Origin of the sequence: Oceanirhabdus sp. W0125-5 (genome assembly GCF_027938815.1) — a bacterium.
In the GTDB taxonomy this organism is placed as follows: Bacteria; Bacillota; Clostridia; order Clostridiales; family Clostridiaceae; genus Oceanirhabdus.
In genome coordinates this window covers 4,122,334-4,146,695 of record NZ_CP115913.1, presented here as the reverse complement: position 1 = coordinate 4,146,695, position 24,362 = coordinate 4,122,334, and the positions used below count along the sequence as shown (strand labels likewise).

Genomic DNA, 24,362 nt, shown 5'->3' with positions numbered 1-24,362 from the left:
TTAGATCAAGAAGAAATAAATGTATTTTTATTAAATAAATATTAAAGTATAAATTTAAATATTGTAATTAAAATTCTATATATAGGGTACTAGAGAAAGTTATATATGTGTAAATTTAATTAATTACTTAAATTACTATATATTGTTAAAAACAGTATTTTGAGTAATTAATAATAAAAAATAAATATATTACTTATATAGATAATAAAATGAAATTTTTACTTTATATTGAAAATATTTGGCGAGTAATTTATAATATTTACAAAAGGTGTATTGAAATATTAGAAGTTATTGGAGGCAAAAAAAGGAATGAAAATTTCGAGAAGGTCGTTTTTAAAATGGTGTGTAGCTTCAGCAGCAGCTTTAAAACTAAGTAAATTAGAGGTTGATAGGCTGGAAGAAATTGTTATAGCTGCGGAAACAACACCGCCTGTGTTATGGCTGCAAGGGTCAGGGTGTTCAGGATGTTCAATTTCATTAATGAACTCAATTGAAGAAACAACTATTGATGATTTATTAATTAACAAGATCAGTATGAAGTATCATCACAATATTATGACCGCATCAGGAGATTTAGCTATATCAGCTATAGACCAAACAGTTTCACAGTATAATGGACAATTCATATTAGTAATTGAAGGGGGAGTTCCTACTGCTGATAATGGTACTCATTGCGTCCTTACAGAAAAAAATGGACAACCATGGACTATGTTAGATGCAGTTAGAGAATTAGCGCCTAAAGCTAGTTATGTAATAGCAGCAGGGACTTGTGCTTCTTATGGTGGCGTGGCAAAAGCTGGAGTTAACCCTACGGGAATAAGAAGGTTAGACTCAGAAATTTTAGCAAACCAGAAAAATAATAGAATAATTAATCTACCTGGGTGTCCTGTTCATCCATACACACTAACTAAGACGATTATTGATCTCTTATTATACGGAATGCCAAGGCTAGATAGAGATGGAAGACCAATCGAATACTATGGAGAGAAAATTCATGGGTTATGTCCTAGAAGAGGTAGAGGACAATCTTCAATATTAGGTGATACCGGGTGTTTTAAAACGCAAGGATGTCAAGGACCAAAAACTGATAATAACTGTCCAATAAGAAAATGGAATAATAAAGTGAATTGGTGTGTAGATTCAGGACAACCATGCATTTCATGTGCAAATTCTGAATTTGGTCAAAGACCAATTTATAAATTTGAGTAAGTTAATATAAAAAGTTATTGGAGGTAAAAAGGAATGAAAATCTCAAGAAGATCTTTTTTAAAATGGTGTACTGTATCTGCAGCAGCTTTGAAACTCAGTAAGATTGAACTTGGAAGACTGGAAGAGATTGTTATGGCAGCAGAAAGTTCACCACCAGTATTGTGGTTGCAAGGCTCCGGATGTTCAGGTTGTTCAATTTCACTAATGAATTCGATTGAAGAAACAACTATTGATAATCTATTAATCAACAAAATTAGCATGAAATATCATCATAACATTATGACAGCAGCAGGAGACTTAGCAATATCAGCTATTGAACAAGCAGTAGAACAATATAATGGGAAATTTATATTAGTAGTGGAAGGGGCTGTACCAACAGCGAATAATGGTATTCATTGTGTATTAACTGAAAAGAATGGACAGCCATGGACTATGCTGGATGCAGTTAAAGAATTAGCTCCGAAAGCTAATTATGTAATTGCTGCTGGTACTTGTGCTTCTTTCGGAGGAATAGCAAAAGTTGATCCTAATCCTACTGGTATTCGAAGATTAGATACAGATATTTTAAGGAATCAGACTAAAAATAGAATAATTAATCTTCCTGGTTGCCCAGTTCATCCATATACATTAGTTAAAACTATAGTAGATGTATTACTTTATGGTATGCCAAAATTAGATGAATATGGACGGAATTTAAAGTTTTATTACGAAGAAATTCATGAAAGTTGTCCATTTCAAGAGTATGATAGAGTAAAAGAACTAGGAATAAGAGGGTGTTATAAAGATATAGGATGTAAGGGTCCTGATACAGATAATAATTGTCCTAGCAGAAAATGGAACAATAAAGTTAATTGGTGTATTGAAGCAGGACACGCTTGTATTGGGTGTGCAGGTAGAGAATTTGGACAGGAACCATTTTATGAATTTGGTGGGGGTTATAGAGGTTAAAGTGATTTATGAATAGAATTATTTGCATAGCTTTAGTTTTTTTATTGCATGATTAAGCTAATTTGAAGAGGAGGATTTTAAAAATGGCAACTATAAAAATTGATCCAGTAACTAGACTTGAAGGACACTTGAAGATTGAAGTAGAAGTTGACAGTAATAATAAAGTAATTAATGCACATAGTACTGGAAACTTATTTAGAGGATTTGAAAAAATATTATCAGGAAGAGATCCAAGAGATGGCATTCATATTACACAAAGGATTTGTGGGCTTTGTCCAGTAAGTCATAGTGTAGCAGCTGTAAAGGCAGTAGAGGATTCTTTTGGATATAAACCTTCATTAAATGCTATGTTAATGAGAAATCTTATCTTAGGTGGGAATTACTTAGCAGATCACATTCTACATTTTTATCATTTAGCATTGTTAGACTATGTTAAGGGTCCACAGGCAAGTCCATGGACTCCAGGATATGATGTGGATTATAGATTATCAGAGAGTGAGAATAGTGCGGTAATTAATAACTATATTAAGGCATTAGAAATAAGAAGAAAAGCTCATGAGATGACAGCATTATTTGCTGGAAAGATACCTCATGTAATGTCAATTGCACCAGGAGGGGTAACTCAAAAACCTACTACTGGGAATATTGCAAAGTATAGAAGTTATTTAGTAGAAGTTAAAGCTTTTATAGATAATGAATATATGACTGACTTGAACCTTATAGCGAATAAGTATAGTGATTATTATAACCTTGGTAGAGGGTGTGGAAACCTTCTCACATATGGAGTATTTGATATTGATACTAATGGAAATACTTTATTCGAGTCTGGTATTTATAAAAATGGTACTTATAGTTCTTTAGATTTATCTAAGATAAAGGAATATGCCAAGTATTCTTGGTACACTGATGACTCAGGTAATAGACATCCTGAAAGTGGAAAAACAGAACCTCAATATGGAAAGAGTGGAGCATATTCATGGTTAAAATCTCCAAGATATAATAATGAAGTATTTGAGGTAGGTCCACTTGCTAGGATGTTCATGAATAAGGAATACACAAGAGGTATTTCTGTTATGGATAGACATATGGCTAGAGGGCTTGAGACTAAAAAAATAGCAGCTGAGATGATAAATTGGTTAAATCAACTTTCAACATCTGAAAGTGCATATACACAATTAAGTGTACCTTATTCAGGAACTGGTTTTGGATTAACAGAAGCTCCAAGAGGCGCACTTGGTCACTGGATTAATTTCTCAAATAAACAACTTAATAATTATCAAGTTTTAACACCCACATGTTGGAATGTATCTCCTAGAGATGATTTTGGTCAAATGGGACCATTAGAGCAGGCGCTTATGGGAGTTACAGTTCAAAATATAGATCAGCCTATTGAATTATTAAGAATAGTTCACTCATTTGATCCATGCACAGGATGTTCTATACATGTTATAGATCCAGAGAAAAACATTAAAGCTAAATTTGTTGTTTCTACACCGAATCCTAAGGGAGTTATTTAATGAAGAAACAATGCATAATAGGAATCGGCAATATATTATTAAGAGATGATGGTATAGGGGTTCACTTAATAAGTGAACTCCATAAAGAAAAATTGAGATGTGATGTTGATTTAATAGATGGTGGAACATCAACATTTGATTTGTTAGGGTATTTTTTAGATAACGAGAAAATTATTGTTGTTGATAGTTTAAAAGGTGGACATGAACCTGGAACAATATACAGGATTACACCAGAAGAGTTGGGGACTTATATAAAATCTAATTCATCACTTCATGATGTACAGGTTTTTGATATTATCAAGCAAGCAAACTTAATGGGAGCTGACCCAGAGGTGATTATTATAGGGGTTGAACCACATGAAATATTTTATGATATGGAGTTATCCCAAACACTTAAGAATGAGATGCCAAATATCATAAGAATTGTTAAAGAAGAAATAGAAAGTGAATAGGTGATATTAGTGCATGAAGTTTCAATAATGGGTGAAATATTTAATATTATTAATGAAAATGTAAGAAGACACAATATAAAAAGAGTTAATAAAGTCGTATTAAAAATTGGAGAATTCAGTTGTGTTGAAGATAGTGCTTTGAAATTCGCATTCCAGGCATTTTCAAAAGATACTGAAACAGAAAAAGCTGAATTGATCATTAATAGAGTTAAAGCCAAGAGTGAATGCAGTGAATGTGGTGAAATATTTGATATTTCTTTTACAGATAAGAAATGTCCAAAGTGTAATGTGTTTAGCAATAATATCATAAGTGGATACGAATTACTTTTAGAAGAGATAGAAGGTGAATAAAATGAAGCAGATTTTAGTAAAAAAGAATATACTAGGCACAAATAATGAGATAGCTAAAAAAAATAGAGAGTTGTTGAAAGAAAAGGGGATTTTCACAATAAATATGCTTGGCTCTCCTGGAGCAGGAAAAACATCTGTATTAGAAAAGATTATTAAGAGTTTAAAGAAAGAGTTAAATATGTGTGTAATAGAAGGTGATCTATATACTACAAAAGATGCAGATAGAATAGAAAGTCATGGAATTCAGGTACTTCAAGTAAATACAGGTGGCGGTTGCCACTTGGATGCGTTAATGATAGAGGAAGCATTAAGTAATATTAACATTGAAGATACAGACTTCTTAATAATCGAAAATGTTGGTAATTTAGTATGTCCTGCATCGTACGATTTAAGTGAAGACATGAAAGTAACAGTTTTAAGCATAACTGAGGGAAATGATAAGCCATTAAAATATCCTTCAATGTTTCAAAGATCAGAGGTACTTATAGTTAATAAGATAGATTTATTGGAATATACAAATTTTTCAATGGATGATTTATATGAGGATATAAAATCATTAAATGAAAACATTAAAATATTTGAGGTATCATGTACAACAGAAGAAGGAATAAAAGATTTAGCTGAGTACTTCAAAGAAAAAATAAAAGAAAAAGGAGGGGTTGTAAATGCCTAGTTTGGGATTACCAGAATTAATAGTAATTTTAGTTATTGCCCTTGTTATTTTTGGACCTAAAAAGCTTCCAGAGGTAGGGCGTGCTATAGGAACCTCAATTAAAGAATTTAAAAAAGCAACTAAGGAAGTAACGAAAGATTTAGTTGAAGATAAAGAAGAAAAATAAAAAGAAAGGTAGGTGAGATAGATGAGCAAAGAGTTTGAAGAAATGAGTATAATTGATCACTTAGATGAGGTTAGAAAAAGAATATTAATATGTTGTTTGTTTATAACAATTTTTTCAGTTTTAGCTTATATGAAATCTGCTGAAATAACTTCCTTAATGAAAGGACCTCTTGATACTGCAGGGAAAATAGATTTAGTGTTTATAACACCTTTAGAAGGTTTTCTAACAAAGCTTAAAGTTGCTGTATTTGGAGGAATAGTTTTATCATCTCCAATAATATTCTTGCAAACATTACTGTTTATCTCACCTGCTATGTATAAAAAAGAAAAAATAATTGTTTTTTCATGTTTGCCATTTATAGTAGCATTATTTTTTAGTGGAATATATTTTTGCTTTGCATTTATACTTCCCACAACATTAAGTTACTTAATGAGCTTTGGAAATGAACATATGGTGCCAATGCTTTCAGTTGGAAAATATTTTTCCTTTGTAATAGGTTTAACAGTAGCTATGGGATCTGTTTTTGAACTTCCAATGATTATGTTGTTACTATCTAAGTTTGGTATTCTTAATTATAAAACTTTAGCTAAAAAGAGAAAATACGCAGTGTTGGTTATAGTAATAATTACAGCGATAATAACGCCAACACCTGATGCTTTTACTTTGTTAGCGGTATCTTTACCATTAACTCTATTATTCGAATTAAGTTTAGGTTTAATGTACTTATATAGCAAGATAACAAGTAAAAATAAGACTGTTGAAGAAAAAAAGATATGATGGGGGAAAGAAAATGTGTGTAGCGGTACCAGTAGAAGTTATAGAAGTTAGAGATAATGATGCAGTGGTTAATTTTGGTGGAGTGAAGAAAAAAATAAATATTGATTTAGTATATGATTTGAAGGTTGGGGACTATGTTCTCCTTCATGCAGGATGCGCAATGCAGAAGATTGATAAAGAAGAAGCTGAAAAAACCTTAGAAATATTTAAAGAATTAGCAAAAGAAAATTAATAAAGGGGATGAAAAATGAAGTACGTAAAAGAATTTAGAGATCCCGAGCTAGTTAAGAAGATGCTTGAAAAGATATGTAAACATGTTGAGAAAGATGTTGTAATAATGGAAGTATGTGGAACACATACTATGTCCATATTCAGAAGTGGTATTAAAGAATTGCTTCCAGAGAATATAAAGCTTGTATCAGGTCCAGGATGTCCCGTTTGTGTAACCTCTCAGGGATATATAGATACTGTAATTGATTTATCACAAAGGAAAGATATAATAATAACCACATTTGGAGACATGTTAAAGGTACCAGGAAATAAAAGTTCTCTCCAAAGGGAGAAAGCTTTAGGCAGAGATATTAGGATTGTATATTCCCCGTTAGATGCTGTGAAGATTGCTAAGGAGAATCCTGCTAAGGAAGTTATATTTTTAGCAGTAGGATTTGAAACAACAGCCCCTGCAATAGCATTAAGTATAAAAATTGCTGAGAGAGAAAGGGTTGAAAACTATTCAATACTACAATCTATAAAAACAATGCCAAGAACAATGAACGCTTTAGTATTAGAAAAAGATATTAAAATAGATGGATTCTTATGCCCTGGTCATGTTAGCACTGTCATTGGGGTCAAGCCTTATGAGTTTTTAGCAAAAGAATTCGGAGTTCCTGCAGTTGTTGCAGGTTTTGAATCAGGTGATATTATTATAGGACTATATAATTTAATTGAAATGATAAATAATAACATTAATGAAGTGAGAAATACATATGGAAGAATAGTTAATTATAATGGTAATGATAAAGCAATAAAGATTATGGATGAAATATTTGATGTGACTGATAGTAATTGGAGAGGACTTGGAAAACTTGAAGGTACAGGCCTTAGATTAAAGAAGAAGTATAGTTTATATGATACGGAAAGTAAACTTAAAATAAGACTGAGTGAAGATAAGCCCTTAAAAGGATGTATTTGTAGTGAGATACTTAAAGGGAAAAAGAATCCATTAGATTGTAAATTATTTTCAAAAGTATGTAATCCAATGAATCCAGTAGGAGCATGTATGGTTTCAGAAGAGGGAACATGTTCAGCATATTATAAATATGGTTCAACAAAATAAACGTATGTTAAAGGGAAGTGTTTGAATGAGTATAATAACATTATCACATGGTAGTGGTGGAGCTACAACTAATAAATTAATAGAAGAATTGTTTTATAAATACTTTAATAATGATATTTTACTTCAAAAAAATGATTCATCGATATTACCTGTTTGTAATGGGAAAATTGCTGTATCCACAGATTCATTTGTTGTAAACCCAATATTTTTTAATGGAGGAGATATTGGAAAGCTATCTGTATGTGGAACAATTAATGATTTAGCTATGAGTGGAGCAAAACCTCTATATATTACAGTAGGATTTATTATTGAAGAGGGGTTAGAGATAGAGGAATTAGAAAAAATTGTAAAGTCAATAAGCGAAACAGCTAATGAAGCAAAAGTAAAAATAGTTGCTGGTGACACAAAGGTAGTTGATAAAGGAAGTGGAGATAAAATATACATAAATACAACTGGTATAGGTGTATTGGAACGGGATATATATTTGAGCAGTGAGAACATCAAAGCAGGTGATAAAGTAATCATAAGTGGAACTTTAGGTGATCATGGTGTTTGTATTATGTCCAAAAGAAATAACTTAGAATTTGATGTTGAAGTAGAAAGTGATTGTGGTCTATTATTTGAACTTATTGATAATGTTTTAAATACAAGCAAGAATGTAAGGATATTAAGGGATCCAACAAGAGGTGGACTTGCAACAACACTGAATGAATTTGCGAAAGAAAGTAAAAAGAGTATAATCATAAAAGAAAGCTTAATACCAGTGAAAATAGAAGTAGAGAGCATGTGTGAAATTCTAGGGTTAGAACCTTTATATATAGCAAACGAAGGAAAAGTTGTATTGATAGTAGGTGAAGAGGATTCAGAAGAGGTATTAAAAGTAATGAAAGAACATCCCAAAGGGAAAGATGCACAAATTATTGGAGAGGTAATTGAAGATGATACACATAATGTATATCTTAAAACTGAAATAGGAGGAACTAGAATAGTGAATATGCCTACTGGCGAACTATTACCTAGAATATGTTAATAATTAATTATGATTTAAACATTATCAAAGAGCTGGTTTTATAACAGTCCTAGATAATGTTTTTTTATTCTTTAGTAAAATGAAAAATTATTAGCAATTTATATAATATGGTATAATATTAAATAAATAACATTAGATAATAAATTTGAAAGGGAGAATAAATGTGTTAGATGGGGATTTGAAGGAAATAACTGACTGGTGGGATAGGATGTCCTCTGTTGAAGAGGTTGATTATGATGATGAGTATGTTAATAGACAATTAAGATGGAGAGAGATTCTAAGAAATTTAAAAGGGATTAAGACAATATTAGATGTTGGTGGGGCGACAGGAGTGTTTTCTATACCACTTGCTAAAGCTGGATTTAAGGTAACACATCTGGATATTTCAGATAAGATGTTAAAAACTGCTAAGAATAAAGCTGATAAGCTTGGTATTAATAATATTACTTTCATAAAAGGTGATGCAAGTGACCTTAATATGTTTAAAGATGGGGAATTTGATTTGGTATTAAATCAAGATGGTCCTATTTCATTTTCAGGAGTAAAAGCTAGTAAAGTGATTGGGGAAAGTTGTAGGGTTACTAAGAAAAGACTTATTGTGTCTGTTTCAAATAAGGCTTGTATGACTGCTACATGGCTTAATTATAGTATGAAAACCTTGAAGGATATGTCTCCATCTGTAGTAGAAATGATGGATAATGGAATGTGGGAAATGGACAAGTACCATAATGGAGAAGATTTATGCACAATTAATGAGTTAAAGGCATTTAGCTGCAATGAGTTAAAAGATGAACTTGAAAAGAATGGAATGAAAGTCTCAGCAGTAAGAAGCATAGGTAGTTTGACTCATATGTATTTAATTCATCTATATAGACAACATTCAGCAAATGAAGTTAAGAAAATGATGGACAAGTTATCTAAAAAAGAAGAGTTTATTGAGTTATGTGAGAGGTACGATATAGAGGTAATGCCTGATGGGCCAGGGTCTTTTAGGAGAGCGGGTATTATTGGTGTTTGTGAAAAGATAAGTTGAAGTATTAAAACTTGATGATGAGTTATTATACTGTTTGGACAAAAAACTGTAATTAATGCTTGTACAGTTTTCAACATTATTTTAAAAAAGAGAGAGATGTAACATTATTAAAACTATAACTACAAAAGAAAAGTAAATTCAAAGAGAGGGTTAAGAGGAGAATTACATATGATAGTAAAGGACAAAGTTATTAATTTAATTCTTGAATTTGCAGAAAGTGATGAATCTGTAAGAGTTGTAATGATGAATGGATCAAGAGTGAATTCTAATGCACCAAAGGATATAATGCAGGATTATGATGTGGTATTTTTTATAGATAATTTAGAAGAACTTAAATTTAAAAAAAATAGAGAGTGGATTAGTAGGTTTGGAAAGCCAGTAATAGTTCAACAAAATGACTTTGAAGATGGAAGTTATATTTTCCTAATGCAATTTGATGATTTTAGGATAGATCTTAGTTTTTCTAGTGTACTTGATATTAAAGAAAAAGGAAAAGAAGACTCTTTGAGCCTGTGGTTACTTGATAAGGATGATATAGCACCAGAAATACCAGAACCTAATGATAGTACATATGTTATTAAGCAACCTGATGAAAAAACATTTGATATGATGTTAAATGAAGCTTGGTGGCTGCAACCATATATAGCAAAAGGTATATGGAGAGATGAACTTCCTTATGTAAGAAACGCTTATGATAAATACTTTATGGATAGCATAAAATCACTAGTCTCATGGGATATAGGAATGACAAATAATTGGTCAGTTAATACAGGAACAGCAGGCAAATGGTTTAAGAACTTCATGGATGAAGAGGAGTATAAAGAATTTAGTGAGTTATATTCATCTAATGATTATGAAGAGATTTGGGAAAAGTTGTTTTTAGCAGGCAAGTTTATAAGAAAGATTGGAACAAGAGTGGCGGATAAATTAGGTTATGAGTATCCGATGGAATATGATGTTAATGTTACTGAGTACTTGAAAAAGATAAAAGATAATGGAGAATGTAGAATGTAGAATTGAGAATGATTGACATTTCACTCTGTGAAATTTTAATATTATTGACCAGAGGACAATAATCGTTTACTCGTTTCATCAATGATGAAATATTGTATTTAAGCTACAATATTTTATCGCAGATAAAATGAGGTGAATCATATTGTCCTAAAGAACAATAAAATATAGCTTCTCACGTAAGTGAGAAGCATCCATCATTATCCATTATCCATTATCAATTATACATTTTTTTATAAGGGGTGGGACAAAAATAACCCCATGGGATAAAATTACCCCAAAAGTATTGACTTAGTATCAATAAAGAGTTATTATTGCATTAGAGAGAAAAAGAAATCAATAAATTTAATATATACATATTAATTGAGGAGTGATTATATGCCAGTAGTAAATTATCAAGGTTATAAAGAAATGTTAAAAAAAGCTCAGGAAGGTAAGTATGCTTATACTGCAGTTAATGTATCATCAATCGAGACTGCTAATGCTGTTCTTGAAGGATTAGCAAAAGCTAAATCAGACGGAATAATTCAAGTATCTATGGGTGGAGCTAAACATGCTTCAGGTATGATACAAGATAGTGTTATTGGAGCTATCACTTTAGCTAATCATGTTCATCTAATGGCTGAAAAATATGAGATTAATATTGCATTACACACAGACCATTGTTCTGCTGCAAATGTGGACACGTTCTTAAAGCCACTTATTGAAGAGACAAGAAAGAGAAGAGCTCAAGGATTACCAAATCTATTCAACAGTCACATGTTTGATGGATCTGATATCCCAATGGAAGAGAACGTTAAAATTTCTAAAGAACTTATGGCTTTATGTGCTGAAAATGAAATTATCCTTGAAGTTGAAGCTGGTGTTGTTGGTGGAGAAGAAGATGGTGTTAACAACGAGCACGTTTCAAAGGACAAATTATACACTACTCCAGAAGATATGGAAATGTTCCAAGAAGCTCTAGCTGATCAAGGGGAGTTTATGCTAGCTGCTACTTTTGGTAATGTTCACGGTGTATACAAGCCTGGAAATGTTAAGTTAAAGCCTGAGGTTCTTAAAGTTGGTCAAGCTTCTCTTAAAGCGAAATATGGAGAAGATAAGAGCTACTTATTAGTATTCCACGGTGGTTCAGGTTCTACACTAGAAGAAATTCACGAGTCATTAGAGTATGGTGTTATTAAAATGAACATCGATACAGATACTCAATATGCTTTCACAAGACCAGTTGTTGATCATATAATGAAGAACTATGATGGAGTTCTTAAGATTGAAGGAGAAGTTGGAAACAAGAAGGTATATGACCCAAGAGCATACCTTAAGAAGGCTCAAGCTGGAATGGCTGAAAGAATCATGCAAGCTTGTGATATGCTAAGATCTACTGGAAAAACTCTTTATACAAAATAATACCAAATAATTTAAATAAATTTTAAAATCCTACTATGACTTCCCCTATAGTAGGATTTTTTTATTATATGAAACGAATAATATTATATACAAATATAAAGAAACATGGTAATATATAACTACAAGGTATTTAAAACTGCATTAAGGGGTAAGAAAACATGAAAATTGATTATATATGGTTGATAAATGCATTCTTAGTAATGACACTCCTCTTAAGTTCATTCATGCTAGTTATCAACACTATTAAAAAATTGAATAGACATGTAGGAAACTACATATTAAATAGAATACAATCACGAAATATGAGCTATAATAAGAAGCTTGTAATTGAGAACTACATGATATTTGAGAAATACCATATTTGGCGATATATAGTGAGATGGAGAGGTTCAATGATATTCCTATAAATCTATTAATTATGAAAGGATGAGAAGATGAATATCATATTTGAACCATTAAGATTTTTATTAGAAACAATATTTAATTTAACAGGTGATTGGGGGATTGCAATAATTTTATTGACAGTCATAATAAGAGTATTAACAATGCCACTATCAATGAAACAGAAGATATCTATGAAAAACCAAGGGGAACTTAATGAGAAGATAAACGAAATTAAGAAAAAATATGCAAATGACAAAAAAAGATTAAATGAGGAAATGGCAAAATATCAGAATGAACTGAAAGAAAGTATGGCAGGATGTATGGGGTTAGTGATACAGATGCCTATATTAATGGCTATGTTCAGTGTTGTTAAGTCTATCCCTACAGAGATAGGTAGTGTTATTGTACCATGGGTAGATAGCATTTCAGCACCAGATAAGATGCTTATAGTACCAATTATTTATGTACTTGTTCTTTCTTTACCTAACATATTATGCAATATTAAATATATGAAGGGGGTATTAAATAGAACATTTAATGGAAAGCAAGCAATGATTAGTATTATTTTTGGAATTATGATAACAATTAAAGCACCAGTTGCTTTAGGAATATACTTCATTATTGGTGGGATTTCTACTTTTGTTGAAGATGTTATTGCGAGTATAGTTTATAAAAAGCGTAATGGAGAATTGAGAATGAAGAATTGAGAATGATGGATATTTCACCCTGTGAAATTTAACGTAATTAGCAGAAGTCTCCCATCTTCTATAAGTGGGAGATGAATGCGTAATCTTAATACTTTTACATGGATAAAAAATCATAAACGTGAAATAATAAGAATGAATGTTCTTGAGATTCATTAGTATTGTATTCAAAAGTAAAGGTGTTGAAAGCAGTGAAAATCAACAAAGCGTATAAATTCAGAATATATCCAAATGAAAATCAAATAGAGATTATTGAAAAATCTTTTGGTTGTTCAAGATATGTATATAATCATTTCTTAAACCAAAGGAATGAAATATATAAAGCTGAAAAAAGATGTATGAAATATACAGAACAACAAAATCAATTACCAAGTATGAAAAAAGAACTTGTGTGGCTTAAAGAAATTGATAGTACATCACTGCAGATGTCACTAAGAAATCTTGATGCTGCATTCAAAAATTTCTTTGAAGGTAGAGCAGACAGACCAAAATTCAAAAGTAAAAGAGACAACTATAAAACATATACAAGTAATTTTGTGAATAACAATATTGAAATAAAAAAAGATAAAATAAAACTGCCTAAATTGAAATATGTTAATGCAAAAATTCATAGATATGTTGAAGGTAGAGTAATAAACGCTACTGTTTCTAAAACATCAAGTGGTAAATATTTTGTATCTATATGTGTTGAAACAAAGATAGAGCCATTAAAAAAAATCTCGGGGAATATTGGTATAGATTTAGGGTTATGTCATTTTGCAATATTATCAAATGGTGAAAAGATTGAAAATCCTAAGTATCTAAAAAAGTCATTAGATAAATTGGCAAAGGAACAAAGAAAATTAAGTAGTAAAGAAAAAGGCAGTAACAATTGGAATAAGCAAAGAATAAAGGTTGCTAGACTACATGAACGTATATCTAATCAAAGATTAGACTTCATCCATAAGTTATCTAAAAGAATTATAAGCGATAATCAAGTTATAATTCTTGAAGATTTATCAGTTAAAAATATGATGAAGAATGATAAATTAGCTCAAAGTATTTCAGATGTAAGTTGGTATAAATTTGTTACTATTCTAGACTATAAGGCAAAATGGTATGGAAGAAAAATTCATAAAATAAATAGATGGTATCCGTCATCTAAAACATGCAATAATTGTGGTCATGTTTTAGATGAAATGCCACTGAATATAAGAGAATGGAAATGTCCTAAATGCGATAGCATTCATGATAGGGATATAAATGCCAGTAGGAATATCTTGAAGCAAGGGTTATTAGAAATAGCCTAAAAAAATAAGAACCGTAGGTCTTACGGGGATAGCCTGTGGAGAAAGTAGATTGCGAAATCTGTGAAGCAGGAAAAGTTCTTGGATATACCAAGAAGCCCCCACTTCAGCGTGAGTAAGTGGAGGGAGAGTTCACATTGTTGTTTTCTATGATAATGTGGTGTACTAGTTATATATTGAATGAAACATTGTGGTTTAAATGTAAGATTTTGCAAGTCAATAAATGTAAAGTTTAAAAGGGAGCCGTTGTTCCCTTTTTTAGGTTGTTTTATTATTTTAAAAGAGCATAATTAATACAATATTTTATCTAAGATAAAATGAGTGAAAACCCCTTGTTCTAAATAACAATATAATGTTGTTTCTGCCTTAAAAGCAGAAACATCCTACGTTTTCAACTCGCCACTTTCAATTTTCAGTTTGATTTATCTAAAAGTGGGTTTGTTAATATATTTATATAAGTGTGTAAATTATATAATCAAATTAGCCAAAAATTATAATCTCAAACTACACAAATTTGTACATTTTTTAGTATAATATTTCAAAAAAAGTTAGGAGAAATATTATGAGAAAAGATGTGTCAAATCAAATAAATTTAATAAGAGAGGAGATAGATTTATTGAATAAAAGCGAATTAGCTAGACGATTTAATTGCGATAGAAGAACAATCGATAAGTACTTAACAGAATCAAATAGTTCTACAAGAAAACCTAGAGTTATTAATGGGAAACTTGATGATTATAAAGAAATAGTTAAAGATAAAGCTGATAACTATGGATCTACTTCAATGGCTATATTCAAATTTATACAGAAAAAAGGCTATACAGGAGGATACCAAACAGTAAATAGTTTTGTGAAAAAACATAGAAAATCACAGGTGAAAAAAGCAACAATAAGGTTTGATACAAGTCCAGGACTTCAAGCTCAAGTAGATTGGAAAGAAAGTATAAAAATGATTAATAAGGAAGGTGAAGTATTTGAAGTAAATATATTTTTGATGGTTCTAGGATATTCAAGACTAAAATATTTGAAATTAACAATGGATAGAACTCAAAAAACTCTGTTTGAATGTTTATTTGAAGCTTTTAGATATTATCAAGGGATACCTAAAGAAATACTTTTCGATAATATGTCCACGGTAGTGGATAGGAATACTACTTCTTTTAAAAATGTATCCATAAATAAAAATTTCAAATACTTCTCTATGGATGCTGGGTTTGATGTAATCACATGTAGACCATATAGGCCTCAAACTAAAGGTAAAGTAGAAACTCTAGCGAAGCTAGTGGACAGGCTAACGCCTTTTAATGAAGAATTCAATACATTTGAAGATTTAGAGAAGATAGTAGAATCATTTAATCATGATATTAATAGTGAAATTTCACAAGCAACGAACGAGGTACCATTTATAAGATTTGAAAAAGAAAAAGAGTATTTAAACCCGTTACCTACAATGGATATCCTTCTATCATATTTCCACCACGAAAAAGAATATAAGGTATCTAATGAATCCATGATTAGATATAAAGGTAAAAAATACTCCGTTCCAACCTGTTATATAGGTTGTTATTTAACCGTTTCAGAAATAGAATCTGAACTTTATATTTATTATACTAAAGATTTAGTTGCTTGTCATAAGATATCCGATAAAACTTTTCACTATAAAAAAGATCATGCAAAAGAAATACTACTTTCAAATGCTCTGAGCCATTATGCAGAAGATGATGTAGAACTTTTTATTGAAGAAAACTTAAAGAATATGGATATTTTTTTAGAGGAGTGATTAAATGAGTAATTATAACAAACTACTTAATAACCTTGAAACACTGAAATTAGAGAAATTTAGAAGTTTTCTGCCAAACTTCTTAGATGAAATAACTAATAAGGATCTTACATTTATTGATGCTTTATTAGCATTGACAGAGAAAGAATTAGAATTTAGAAATGAGAGAGCTTCAAGGATTCAGATAGCTGTATCTGCATTTCCTTTTGAAAAAACTTTGTCAGATTTTGATTTCGATTTTCAACCTTCAATAAACAAAACTCAAATATTAGATTTAGAGAGTTTAAGGTTCATTGAAAATAAAGAAAACATACTATTCTTTGGTTCTTCAGGGGTTGGAAAAACTCACTTAGCTGTAGCACTTGGTGTTGCTGCAGCTAAGAAAAGACATTTAACTTATTTTATATCATGTCATGATTTAATTATGCAGCTCAACAAAGCTCATGCGGAGAATAGATTAGAAACAAAATTAAAACACTATGCAAAGTACAAGTTATTAATTATTGATGAAATAGGTTATCTACCAATTGATAAACAAGGTGCTAACCTATTGTTTCAATTAATAAATAAGAGATACGAGAAAAATTCAACTATTATAACTACCAATCAACCTTTTAGTAAATGGGGTGAAGTTTTTTCAGATATTACACTTGCTAACGCAATATTGGATAGACTGATTCATCATTCAAGTATTGTTAAAATCACTGGACCATCCTATAGATTAAAAGGAAAGATAGAGGTAATGGAAAGTAAGAAAATCAAAAATCAATAATTATAATAATTGTACATTTTGAGATTATAATTTTTGTGCATTTTGGGATTGACATTTACAAAGTGATAAATTATGATATAATTTACTAAAACGGCATTGGAGGAAAAGTGATGTTCTTAAACCATATACATGAAAAAAGATATAATCATTTAATTGAATTAGCAAAGACTCCAGATTATGATACAGAGAGAATGGCATACATATACATTATTTCTAGTTGTGATGAACTCTATGAAATCAGAGAACAATTGTATGATTTTCAAACAGATTTTCCAAGATTTGTAGAGATTGATGAATTAGATTTGCATCCTGCAATGTCTAAATTATTATATATTGCTTTCAGTTTATACAATGGTCACAATCCAGATAACTATTCATTAGTAGAGTTATTTGGAAAGTTTGATGATTCTGCTTTTAATGTAGCTGTTAATGCCATGAAAATAAGATTTTTGAAGGGTTAAAAGTATTATGACAGGGTGGATTATTTATCGTGAGGAAATGAAGAATAAACCTAATGCTTTTCAATGGATGATTGATGAAGGAAGAAAATACAATCTAAATATTGAAATTAAATTTCTAGAGAGATTTCATCTTATAGCACAAGATGAACTGAAAATTTCTTATGATGGAAATGAGATAAATGTTCCAGAGTTTGTCCTTATGAGGTGTTATGACATTGCTTTAGGACAAGCGTTTCAATATTGTGGAGCAACTGTGTTCAATAAATCATCATCTATGGAGATTTCTATGGATAAATGGAAGACGCATGCAGTTCTTTCACAAAATAAAATTCCTACTCCAAAAACCTTAAGGGTTAGAAGAGATGGGATAAATTTTGATTATATTCAAGAAGTGCTAGATGTCCCATTTGTAATGAAAACCCTAATTGGTTCCCAGGGTGAAGGGGTTTATCTGATTCATAATAAGGAAGAGATTCATAGCTTAATGGAAATAGAGAGTAGTGAGTTTTTTATCTGTCAGGAATATATTGAAGAGAGCAGTGGAGAAGATATCAGGGTTCATGTTATTGGAGATAGAGTTGTAGCTGCTATTAAAAGAAGTTCTGATAGTGATTTTAGGTCTAATTTTTCATTAGGAGGAACTGCTGAAAAAATAACTATAGATAAGGGGGTTGAGGAACTTGCAATTAAAGGTACTCAAGCTCTAGGTCTTGAAATAGCAGGAGTGGATATTTTAAAGAGTAAAAATGGGGAAGTAATCTGTGAAATAAACGGTAATGCTGGATTTATTACTGTATGGAAATGTACGGATATTAGCATACCGGGAGAGATAATGAAATATATAAGTAATAAGATGAAAAATAAGAAGGGAGATGAAGAAGTTGTTAAACTTTAAAAAGATACCTAATAAAGGGGGATTTATAAATTTATTCCTGCCGATATTTGTTATGATAGTTATTACAGGACTTATAGGGAGTTTCTTAAAACCTATGTTTGCAGTTGCCTTTGGAATAGTGATTGCTATTATAATACTTTTATCTGTGGTGAAATATAGTAGTTTTATTAAGAAAAGTAATGAGATTGAGGTAGTAGATGCACCAGTAGTTCATTCAATTGTTAAAAGTGTGTGTGAATACTTCGATATAGAGGAGCCAGTCATAAGAAGTTTTGAAAGTGATTACGAAGAGGTTTTTGCAGTTGGATTAAAGAGTACATATAATTTAATGATAAGTGAATTAGCAATGGAAAACCTTGCAGAGGATGAACTTGAGTTCTTAATTATTCAAGAACTTGTTAATATTAATAGAGGTAGAATGATTCCACTGACATTATTTGCACCAACGGGTACTACCTTTGGTATAGGTCATTTATTTACAAAATGGATAAGCAATATTGAACTTATGAATGATAAGGTTGTACTTATTGTAACAAAAAACATTGAGCAGTGTATTAGAACAATTATTACGGTGAATGATTTTAATGAAGAGTCTGAGATGAGTATCAAGGAAATAGTTAATATATTCCTTAATGCAAGAAAGAGTCAATTAAGAAATGTAACAAACGCATTAGATCTTGATGAGTATATAATTGATAGAGTTGTTGAAATATTGAAATTCTCAAGAAGTAGAGAATATAAAAAGTTAAGTGACTCTACTCCTATTTTAACTATTGAATATAGCATAAACAATACTGGAATTGAATCAGATAAGATTAAGATAAATGAATTAAATAGTTTTGATAGTACTGAAAAACATAGTGAAAAAAAATATGAAGAAGAGTATGAGCACTATGAAAAAGAGAAGGTAAATTTGAAAGAAAACAAAGAAAATAATGATAAGTATTATGAAGAAATAATGGGTGGAAATAAGTTTAAGTATGAGAATGAAGAGATTGAGATAGACATCTTAAAAGAAGCAGAAGAGGATTTTAGAGAAGTAACTAGTAAATATGCTCCACAAAGTCTTGATTATGAAGAAAGATTAGCATTAAAAGAAGTAGCCGCTTCAAGCTATGATGATGAGGATGATAAAAAGCAAAAAACTAGTGTCTTCACTGATAAATATAATATTAGAAGAGATGATGACGATGATTTTGAGTATGAAGAAGAATCAGGAGACGAAATTAAAAAGAAGATTATTCTGTGCATAATTGCAGTACTTATATTGTTAGCAGCTGGTTTTGCTGTTAAGAAGTTTATTATTGACAAGAATCCAAAAGCACCAGTAACTGATGGTCAAAAAGATGAAGGTGACAATACTGACGCTAATGATAATGAGGGTGGAAAAGGAACTGATACAGAAACTGAAGATAAAGAACAATTAGAAGTTTTCAGAACTTTAATGGAAGCTTTCGAAAAAAAATGGATAGAACATGTTAACACTGGAAGTAATGATTATTTAACTTTCTTAATAAGTGATGGAGAGTTATATACAGATTTAACAGGTTATAATATTAAAGGAAAAACTCAAGAGTTATTATTATTAGAAGTTAAAGAATATAAGATGATTACAGATACAAAAGCTGATATTTATTTCCATGAAAAAATCCAAGAGATTCACAATGGTGAGAAGAGAATTTGGGATTATAACTTGATATACACTGCAGTAAAGGTTGGAGATGAGTGGAAATTGGAAAGTGGTCGTGATAATGGAACAGGTAATCAGGATAGTTCTGTAAATAATTATCCAGATAGTACTTTTAAAACATCTCTTTCTTATAAATATTCAGATGTAAGAACTTCATCTAGATTAAGTGGTGAAATTGCCCAGGAAATAGAGAATGCACTTCGTGGATTTAATAATGGATGGATAGATTACGTAAATACTAACGATAAAAATATGTTTAATTACTTATTAAAAGATAGTGATGCATATAATAAAGCTATAAGATTTAAAGAAAATACTAACAATGCTGGTATTAAGCAGAGATTTGATATAATGGAAATTAAAGATGTAAGGAAAGGTGATAATGCGTACTATGTTTGGGTTCATGAATTAATTCATCAAACTAAAGGTGCTGAGGTTAAGAATATGACTTATCACTGGATATATGTAATAAAGAAAAGTGGGAACGAGTATCTTGTTTCTGAGTACTTTAAAGATCCTGCATTTAATTAATATCAATTCAAAAAAATAAACAATAATAAAAGCTCACTTGGTGTGAGCTTTTATTTTATTCTTGTAATTAATTTCTTTTGATATTAATAGAATTATATAAAAGAGATTAGATTTAAGAGGTGATTTTAAAGTGTTACATTTCTTTAAAGAGGGCTCTAAGTTTGGAATTATTGATAGTAAGGGAAAAGTTATTATTAAGCCTTCATTTGATAGAATCAGACCGGAGAGAGAAGGTAAGATCCTAACATATAAAGATGGAGTTTGGAGTTTTTTTAATGAAAAGGGTGAAAAGGAAATAGACATAAAGCTTTTAGAAGTATATTCATTTTATGATAATATGGCTCTTATTAGGGATGGCTCAGGATGTGGATATATAGATAAATCATATAATAGAGTTATACCATGTGCTTTTGAAACTGGGTTTGATTTTTATAAAGGGAAGGCGGTTGTAGAAGCGCAGTTAGGTTGGGGAATAATTAATAAAAAAGGAAGGTATATTGTTCAACCATCATATGATTATCTTGGAGAGGTAAATTGTGATAGGGTTTTATTTGAGAAAAATGAGAAGATTGGATTTATTGATAGTGAAGGTGAAGTGATAGTAAAAGGAGTTTATGATGATGCATGTGATTTTAAAGAGGATAAAGCATTTGTTAACTATAAAGAAAAGTGGGGAATAATCGATAAAAATGGTGATGTGATTTTAAAACCTTCTTTGGAAGAAAATATCTTTTTTAATGGAGATTATGGATTCAGTGAAGGTTATGCAGTTCATATAAGTGATGGTAAAGTAGCTTATTTGAACAGTGATGGGAAAGTGATTACTGCATATGAGTATGACTTTGCTAAGGGATTTAAAGAAGGGTATGCAGTTGTGTGTGTAGAAGGAAAATGGAATTTTATTGATAAAAATTTCAAATATATTAGTGATAGATGGTTCCATGGTGTTGGAGATTTTAAAGATGGGCTGGCTCCTATTAATGTAAATGGTAAATGGGGTTTCATAAACAGAGTTGGTAATATTGTGATTGAACCAATTTATGATGGAGTTGAAGCATTTTCAGGAGAGATTGCAAGAACACTTAAGGATGGAAAAGATGGGTTTATTAATACATCTGGATATGAAATATTTAGAGGAAAAGAAAGATGTGAATTACCTTATTATGTATTTTGATTATAATATTAAATATCAACAAAATATGATAAAATAAGATATAAGTTCTTATGAAAAACACAGAGGATAGAATAATTAACTTAGTCAAAAATTAATTAAAGAGCTATAACTTACTAATTGTAAGAAGATCTTTAATGATAGGAGAATGATATGAAAAATTACTATAATTTATCTTGGAAAAATGTTTTAGATCAACTTAATGCAGATGAAATTCATGGATTAGCTGATAGTGAGATTAGTCTTAGAGAAGATGTTCATGGAGATAACTATATTTATTATCCTAAAAATAATAGTATTTTGAAAGGAATTACAGGGATATTACTATCACCATGGGCTTTGTCATTTCTAATTTTAATATCCCTTAGTTTCTATGGAAGGAATTCTTCCTTAGCTTTTTATTTTTTTGGGTTATTTATGGTGTTCATGTTAATGTTTCTTGGAAAAGATAAAGAGAAATTTAAGTTAAAAAAGCAGCTGGCAAACTTAAATAATAGTTCAGCCATTGTTATTAGAAGTGGTGTAAAAAAGAAAGTTTCTATTGGTAATCTTGTGGTAGGAGATACTGTGATTCTATCAAAAGGGAGCTTTGTGCCTGCCGACATGAGGCTTATACAAGCGAAATCTTTATTTGTTAACGAATTAGCTGTTACAGGAGAAAATTATCCAGCAGAAAAATTCGTTGAAAAAATTGATGATAAGAACCCTCCTCTAACCCATATGAAAAATATGGTTTTCAGATCCACGGTTGTTACTAAAGGTGAAGGAGTAGGGGTTGTTATTGCAACTGGAATGGAATCAGAAATTGGAAAGCTTGTTAAGTCAGTATTTTTTAAGGATGAGAAACAAGAAAATCAATATAGTTTAGAAAAGAGTTTGAATATTATTGTATTAATATCACTAGTTATGAGTGCAGTATTTTCTATTTTGAGATATTTTACAGGTAATGGAGAAAATATTTTTGGAAGCTTATTAAAATCTGTATTTATTTCTAATATCTCATTTCTTGCAATTTTATATATAGTATTAATTTATAGAAGTATTATTAAATTAAAGGCTGATGGTATAGAAGTTAATAATACTAATTCATTCTATGCTATGAAGGATATGGACACAATAATCATGGACAAGTACGATATGTTATCTAATCCATATTATTATGTTGGAGCTGTATACACAAATGAGCAATATCTTACTGTTAATGAAATAGAAAGACAAGAAGATAGACAGAAGAAGTTTGAGAGGATAAATGAAGTATCTTCTAGTTGCTGTACTTACTTTGAGGAAGATGAATATCATAAGAAGTCAAAGGGAATCAAGCAAGAGTATTCTCTTCTTAGGTTTATTTTTAATATTGATATGAGAGCCTTGAATTTAAAGAGCAAAAACAAAGAAGTATTGACACTGCCATTTGATAAAGAAAGAAATATTAAAACAGTAGTTAGTAGAGTTGATAAAAAGGTATATAGAGCAGCATCAATAGGTGCTATTGATAAACTCTTAGAAAGAAGTACTTATTTGTATAAGGATGGAACTGAAGTTCCAATGACAAATGAAGATCTTGAAAAAATTAAAAAAGCATCTTATAAATTAGCTCATAATGGTTGTATAATTATTGGGGTTGCTTATAGAAATTATAATTATATTCCTTCAGAAGACGAGAATGTTGAGAGTAATATGGTTTTTGTTGGAATGTGGGGTATAAAGGAAAGTGTTGATATAGAAGCAGCTGAATCATTAGAGGTTCTTAAGAATAATGATGTTAATGTAGTTTTAAAATGTGATGAAAACAAGATAGCAGCTACTACAATTGGTAGAGAATTAGGTTTAGTGGAGGAAGGGGTTACTGCAATTTCAGGCCTTGAACTTGAATGTCTATCAGAGAATGAATTAAGAAAATTGTTAAATACATGTAGTGTTTATTCGCAGATTAATTCATATCATAAAGAAGAGTTTAGTAAAATATTAAGCGGGATGGGTAGAAAAATACTTGGTATTGGAAGTAAACTTAGAGATATTTCCTATCTATATAGAAGTAATCTAAAAGTTGCCTTTGGAGAGGATGTAAGTGAAATACTCAAAAAATCAAGTGATGTTTATATATCTAAAGGAAATATTAAGAGCTTAATGAAGGTTATGGGTCACGGGTACAAATTAATTGAAAAATTCTTTTTATTTGAGAATATGATAACCTGCGTATTATCATTTATACTTTCTTGGTGTTTTATAAATGCTATTAATGGATTTGAATTTACCTATTTAACGGCAGTGATAAGTAATATAATTTTTCTTATGAATGGAATTATCGCTATAAATATTTCCTCCAATGTGAGTAAGAAACCCAAAGTTGATAAGGGGATAAGAGGATATTATCTTTTTGGAAGTGTAATTATATGTGCATTATCAAGTGGTTTTGCAATACTAAGTGAATTAAAAGGTGCTTTAAGTGCTGGTGAGTCAATGACTGTAATATTATTAGTTTTTGCAGTGCTTAGCTTATTCATGTTTACAACACTTGGAGAGTTATTAAAACAATTTAATTATCTGATTGTATTTATACTTGAGGGGATGATGCTTCTAAGTTTCTTTGCACTTGAAAGTGGTAAAAAATTATTAGGTATATCTTTAAGTAATATGGAAATAGGAGTAGTTGCTGCAATAACTTTAGCAGTTTTTGCAGTGGGAAACCTTATTATTAAGATGAATATAAAAAAATAAACATTTTTCATGTTCTTTAATATCAGAACTTATAAATTAATAAATATATGTATAAGTAAATAG

General features: G+C 30.3%; 24 protein-coding genes. All 24 read left to right on the top strand.

From position 1 onward, the window contains the following. Window positions 1-309 precede the first annotated feature (309 nt). The 24 genes from OW730_RS19295 (at window position 310) to OW730_RS19180 (ending at window position 24,299) form a co-directional block, all read left to right on the top strand. Window positions 310-1,209 carry a hydrogenase small subunit gene (locus tag OW730_RS19295; protein ID WP_271225678.1) on the top strand — a complete coding sequence of 300 codons (900 nt, stop codon included), beginning with the start codon at window positions 310-312 and terminating at the stop codon, window positions 1,207-1,209. Between the two features lie 33 nt (window positions 1,210-1,242). After that, window positions 1,243-2,157: a hydrogenase small subunit gene (locus OW730_RS19290; RefSeq protein ID WP_271225677.1), complete on the top strand. Its 915-nt coding sequence runs from the start codon at window positions 1,243-1,245 to the stop codon at window positions 2,155-2,157. 83 nt (window positions 2,158-2,240) lie between these two features. Next, window positions 2,241-3,674, top strand: coding sequence for a nickel-dependent hydrogenase large subunit (locus OW730_RS19285; RefSeq protein ID WP_271225676.1), 1,434 nt, complete (start codon window positions 2,241-2,243; stop codon window positions 3,672-3,674). Beyond that, window positions 3,674-4,126, top strand: coding sequence for a hydrogenase maturation protease (locus tag OW730_RS19280; RefSeq protein WP_271225675.1), 453 nt, complete (start codon window positions 3,674-3,676; stop codon window positions 4,124-4,126). The genes OW730_RS19285 and OW730_RS19280 overlap by 1 nt, the downstream gene beginning before the upstream one ends. Then, window positions 4,127-4,477, top strand: coding sequence for a hydrogenase maturation nickel metallochaperone HypA (gene hypA / locus OW730_RS19275; protein ID WP_271225674.1), 351 nt, complete (start codon window positions 4,127-4,129; stop codon window positions 4,475-4,477). A gap of 1 nt (window position 4,478) precedes the next feature. Continuing rightward, window positions 4,479-5,150 (top strand): hydrogenase nickel incorporation protein HypB, encoded by a 672-nt coding sequence (gene hypB, locus OW730_RS19270; RefSeq protein ID WP_271225673.1) that lies wholly within the window; start codon window positions 4,479-4,481, stop codon window positions 5,148-5,150. Beyond that, complete coding sequence (locus tag OW730_RS19265) at window positions 5,143-5,316, top strand: twin-arginine translocase TatA/TatE family subunit (protein ID WP_271225672.1); 174 nt, start codon at window positions 5,143-5,145, stop codon at window positions 5,314-5,316. The genes hypB and OW730_RS19265 overlap by 8 nt, the downstream gene beginning before the upstream one ends. 21 nt (window positions 5,317-5,337) lie before the next feature. Beyond that, window positions 5,338-6,093, top strand: a complete 756-nt coding sequence (gene tatC, locus OW730_RS19260; protein WP_271225671.1) for a twin-arginine translocase subunit TatC — start codon at window positions 5,338-5,340, stop codon at window positions 6,091-6,093. Between the two features lie 13 nt (window positions 6,094-6,106). Beyond that, complete coding sequence (locus OW730_RS19255) at window positions 6,107-6,325, top strand: HypC/HybG/HupF family hydrogenase formation chaperone (RefSeq protein ID WP_271225670.1); 219 nt, start codon at window positions 6,107-6,109, stop codon at window positions 6,323-6,325. A gap of 15 nt (window positions 6,326-6,340) precedes the next feature. Further along, on the top strand, window positions 6,341-7,429 hold the full coding sequence (gene hypD, locus OW730_RS19250; protein ID WP_271225669.1) for a hydrogenase formation protein HypD: 1,089 nt from the start codon (window positions 6,341-6,343) through the stop codon (window positions 7,427-7,429). A gap of 25 nt (window positions 7,430-7,454) precedes the next feature. Next, window positions 7,455-8,459, top strand: a complete 1,005-nt coding sequence (hypE, locus tag OW730_RS19245; protein ID WP_271225668.1) for a hydrogenase expression/formation protein HypE — start codon at window positions 7,455-7,457, stop codon at window positions 8,457-8,459. Window positions 8,460-8,622: 163 nt separating this feature from the next. Continuing rightward, window positions 8,623-9,492, top strand: a complete 870-nt coding sequence (locus OW730_RS19240; RefSeq protein ID WP_271225667.1) for a class I SAM-dependent methyltransferase — start codon at window positions 8,623-8,625, stop codon at window positions 9,490-9,492. A gap of 168 nt (window positions 9,493-9,660) precedes the next feature. Continuing rightward, window positions 9,661-10,506, top strand: coding sequence for an aminoglycoside 6-adenylyltransferase (locus OW730_RS19235; RefSeq protein WP_271225666.1), 846 nt, complete (start codon window positions 9,661-9,663; stop codon window positions 10,504-10,506). Between the two features lie 375 nt (window positions 10,507-10,881). Then, window positions 10,882-11,907 (top strand): class II fructose-bisphosphate aldolase, encoded by a 1,026-nt coding sequence (gene fbaA / locus OW730_RS19230; RefSeq protein ID WP_271225665.1) that lies wholly within the window; start codon window positions 10,882-10,884, stop codon window positions 11,905-11,907. A 158-nt stretch (window positions 11,908-12,065) separates the two neighbouring features. Next, window positions 12,066-12,314, top strand: coding sequence for a hypothetical protein (locus tag OW730_RS19225; RefSeq protein WP_271225664.1), 249 nt, complete (start codon window positions 12,066-12,068; stop codon window positions 12,312-12,314). Window positions 12,315-12,341: 27 nt separating this feature from the next. Then, on the top strand, window positions 12,342-12,998 hold the full coding sequence (locus OW730_RS19220; RefSeq protein ID WP_271225663.1) for a YidC/Oxa1 family membrane protein insertase: 657 nt from the start codon (window positions 12,342-12,344) through the stop codon (window positions 12,996-12,998). A 188-nt stretch (window positions 12,999-13,186) separates the two neighbouring features. Then, on the top strand, window positions 13,187-14,284 hold the full coding sequence (tnpB, locus tag OW730_RS19215; RefSeq protein WP_333781231.1) for an IS200/IS605 family element RNA-guided endonuclease TnpB: 1,098 nt from the start codon (window positions 13,187-13,189) through the stop codon (window positions 14,282-14,284). Window positions 14,285-14,843: 559 nt separating this feature from the next. Next, window positions 14,844-16,061, top strand: coding sequence for an IS21 family transposase (gene istA, locus OW730_RS19210; protein ID WP_271224840.1), 1,218 nt, complete (start codon window positions 14,844-14,846; stop codon window positions 16,059-16,061). 4 nt (window positions 16,062-16,065) lie between these two features. After that, the gene (istB, locus tag OW730_RS19205; protein WP_271224841.1) at window positions 16,066-16,833 is read left to right on the top strand and encodes an IS21-like element helper ATPase IstB; all 768 of its coding nucleotides are present in this window, start codon (window positions 16,066-16,068) and stop codon (window positions 16,831-16,833) included. A gap of 110 nt (window positions 16,834-16,943) precedes the next feature. Next, window positions 16,944-17,294 (top strand): DUF6075 family protein, encoded by a 351-nt coding sequence (locus OW730_RS19200; protein ID WP_271225662.1) that lies wholly within the window; start codon window positions 16,944-16,946, stop codon window positions 17,292-17,294. 37 nt (window positions 17,295-17,331) lie between these two features. Next, the gene (locus tag OW730_RS19195; RefSeq protein ID WP_271225661.1) at window positions 17,332-18,189 is read left to right on the top strand and encodes an ATP-grasp domain-containing protein; all 858 of its coding nucleotides are present in this window, start codon (window positions 17,332-17,334) and stop codon (window positions 18,187-18,189) included. Continuing rightward, window positions 18,167-20,410, top strand: coding sequence for a TcaA NTF2-like domain-containing protein (locus OW730_RS19190; RefSeq protein ID WP_271225660.1), 2,244 nt, complete (start codon window positions 18,167-18,169; stop codon window positions 20,408-20,410). The genes OW730_RS19195 and OW730_RS19190 overlap by 23 nt, the downstream gene beginning before the upstream one ends. Window positions 20,411-20,540: 130 nt before the next feature. Beyond that, the gene (locus OW730_RS19185) at window positions 20,541-21,584 is read left to right on the top strand and encodes a WG repeat-containing protein (RefSeq protein ID WP_271225659.1); all 1,044 of its coding nucleotides are present in this window, start codon (window positions 20,541-20,543) and stop codon (window positions 21,582-21,584) included. 150 nt (window positions 21,585-21,734) lie between these two features. Continuing rightward, window positions 21,735-24,299, top strand: a complete 2,565-nt coding sequence (locus OW730_RS19180; RefSeq protein WP_271225658.1) for a P-type ATPase — start codon at window positions 21,735-21,737, stop codon at window positions 24,297-24,299. Window positions 24,300-24,362 lie beyond the last annotated feature (63 nt).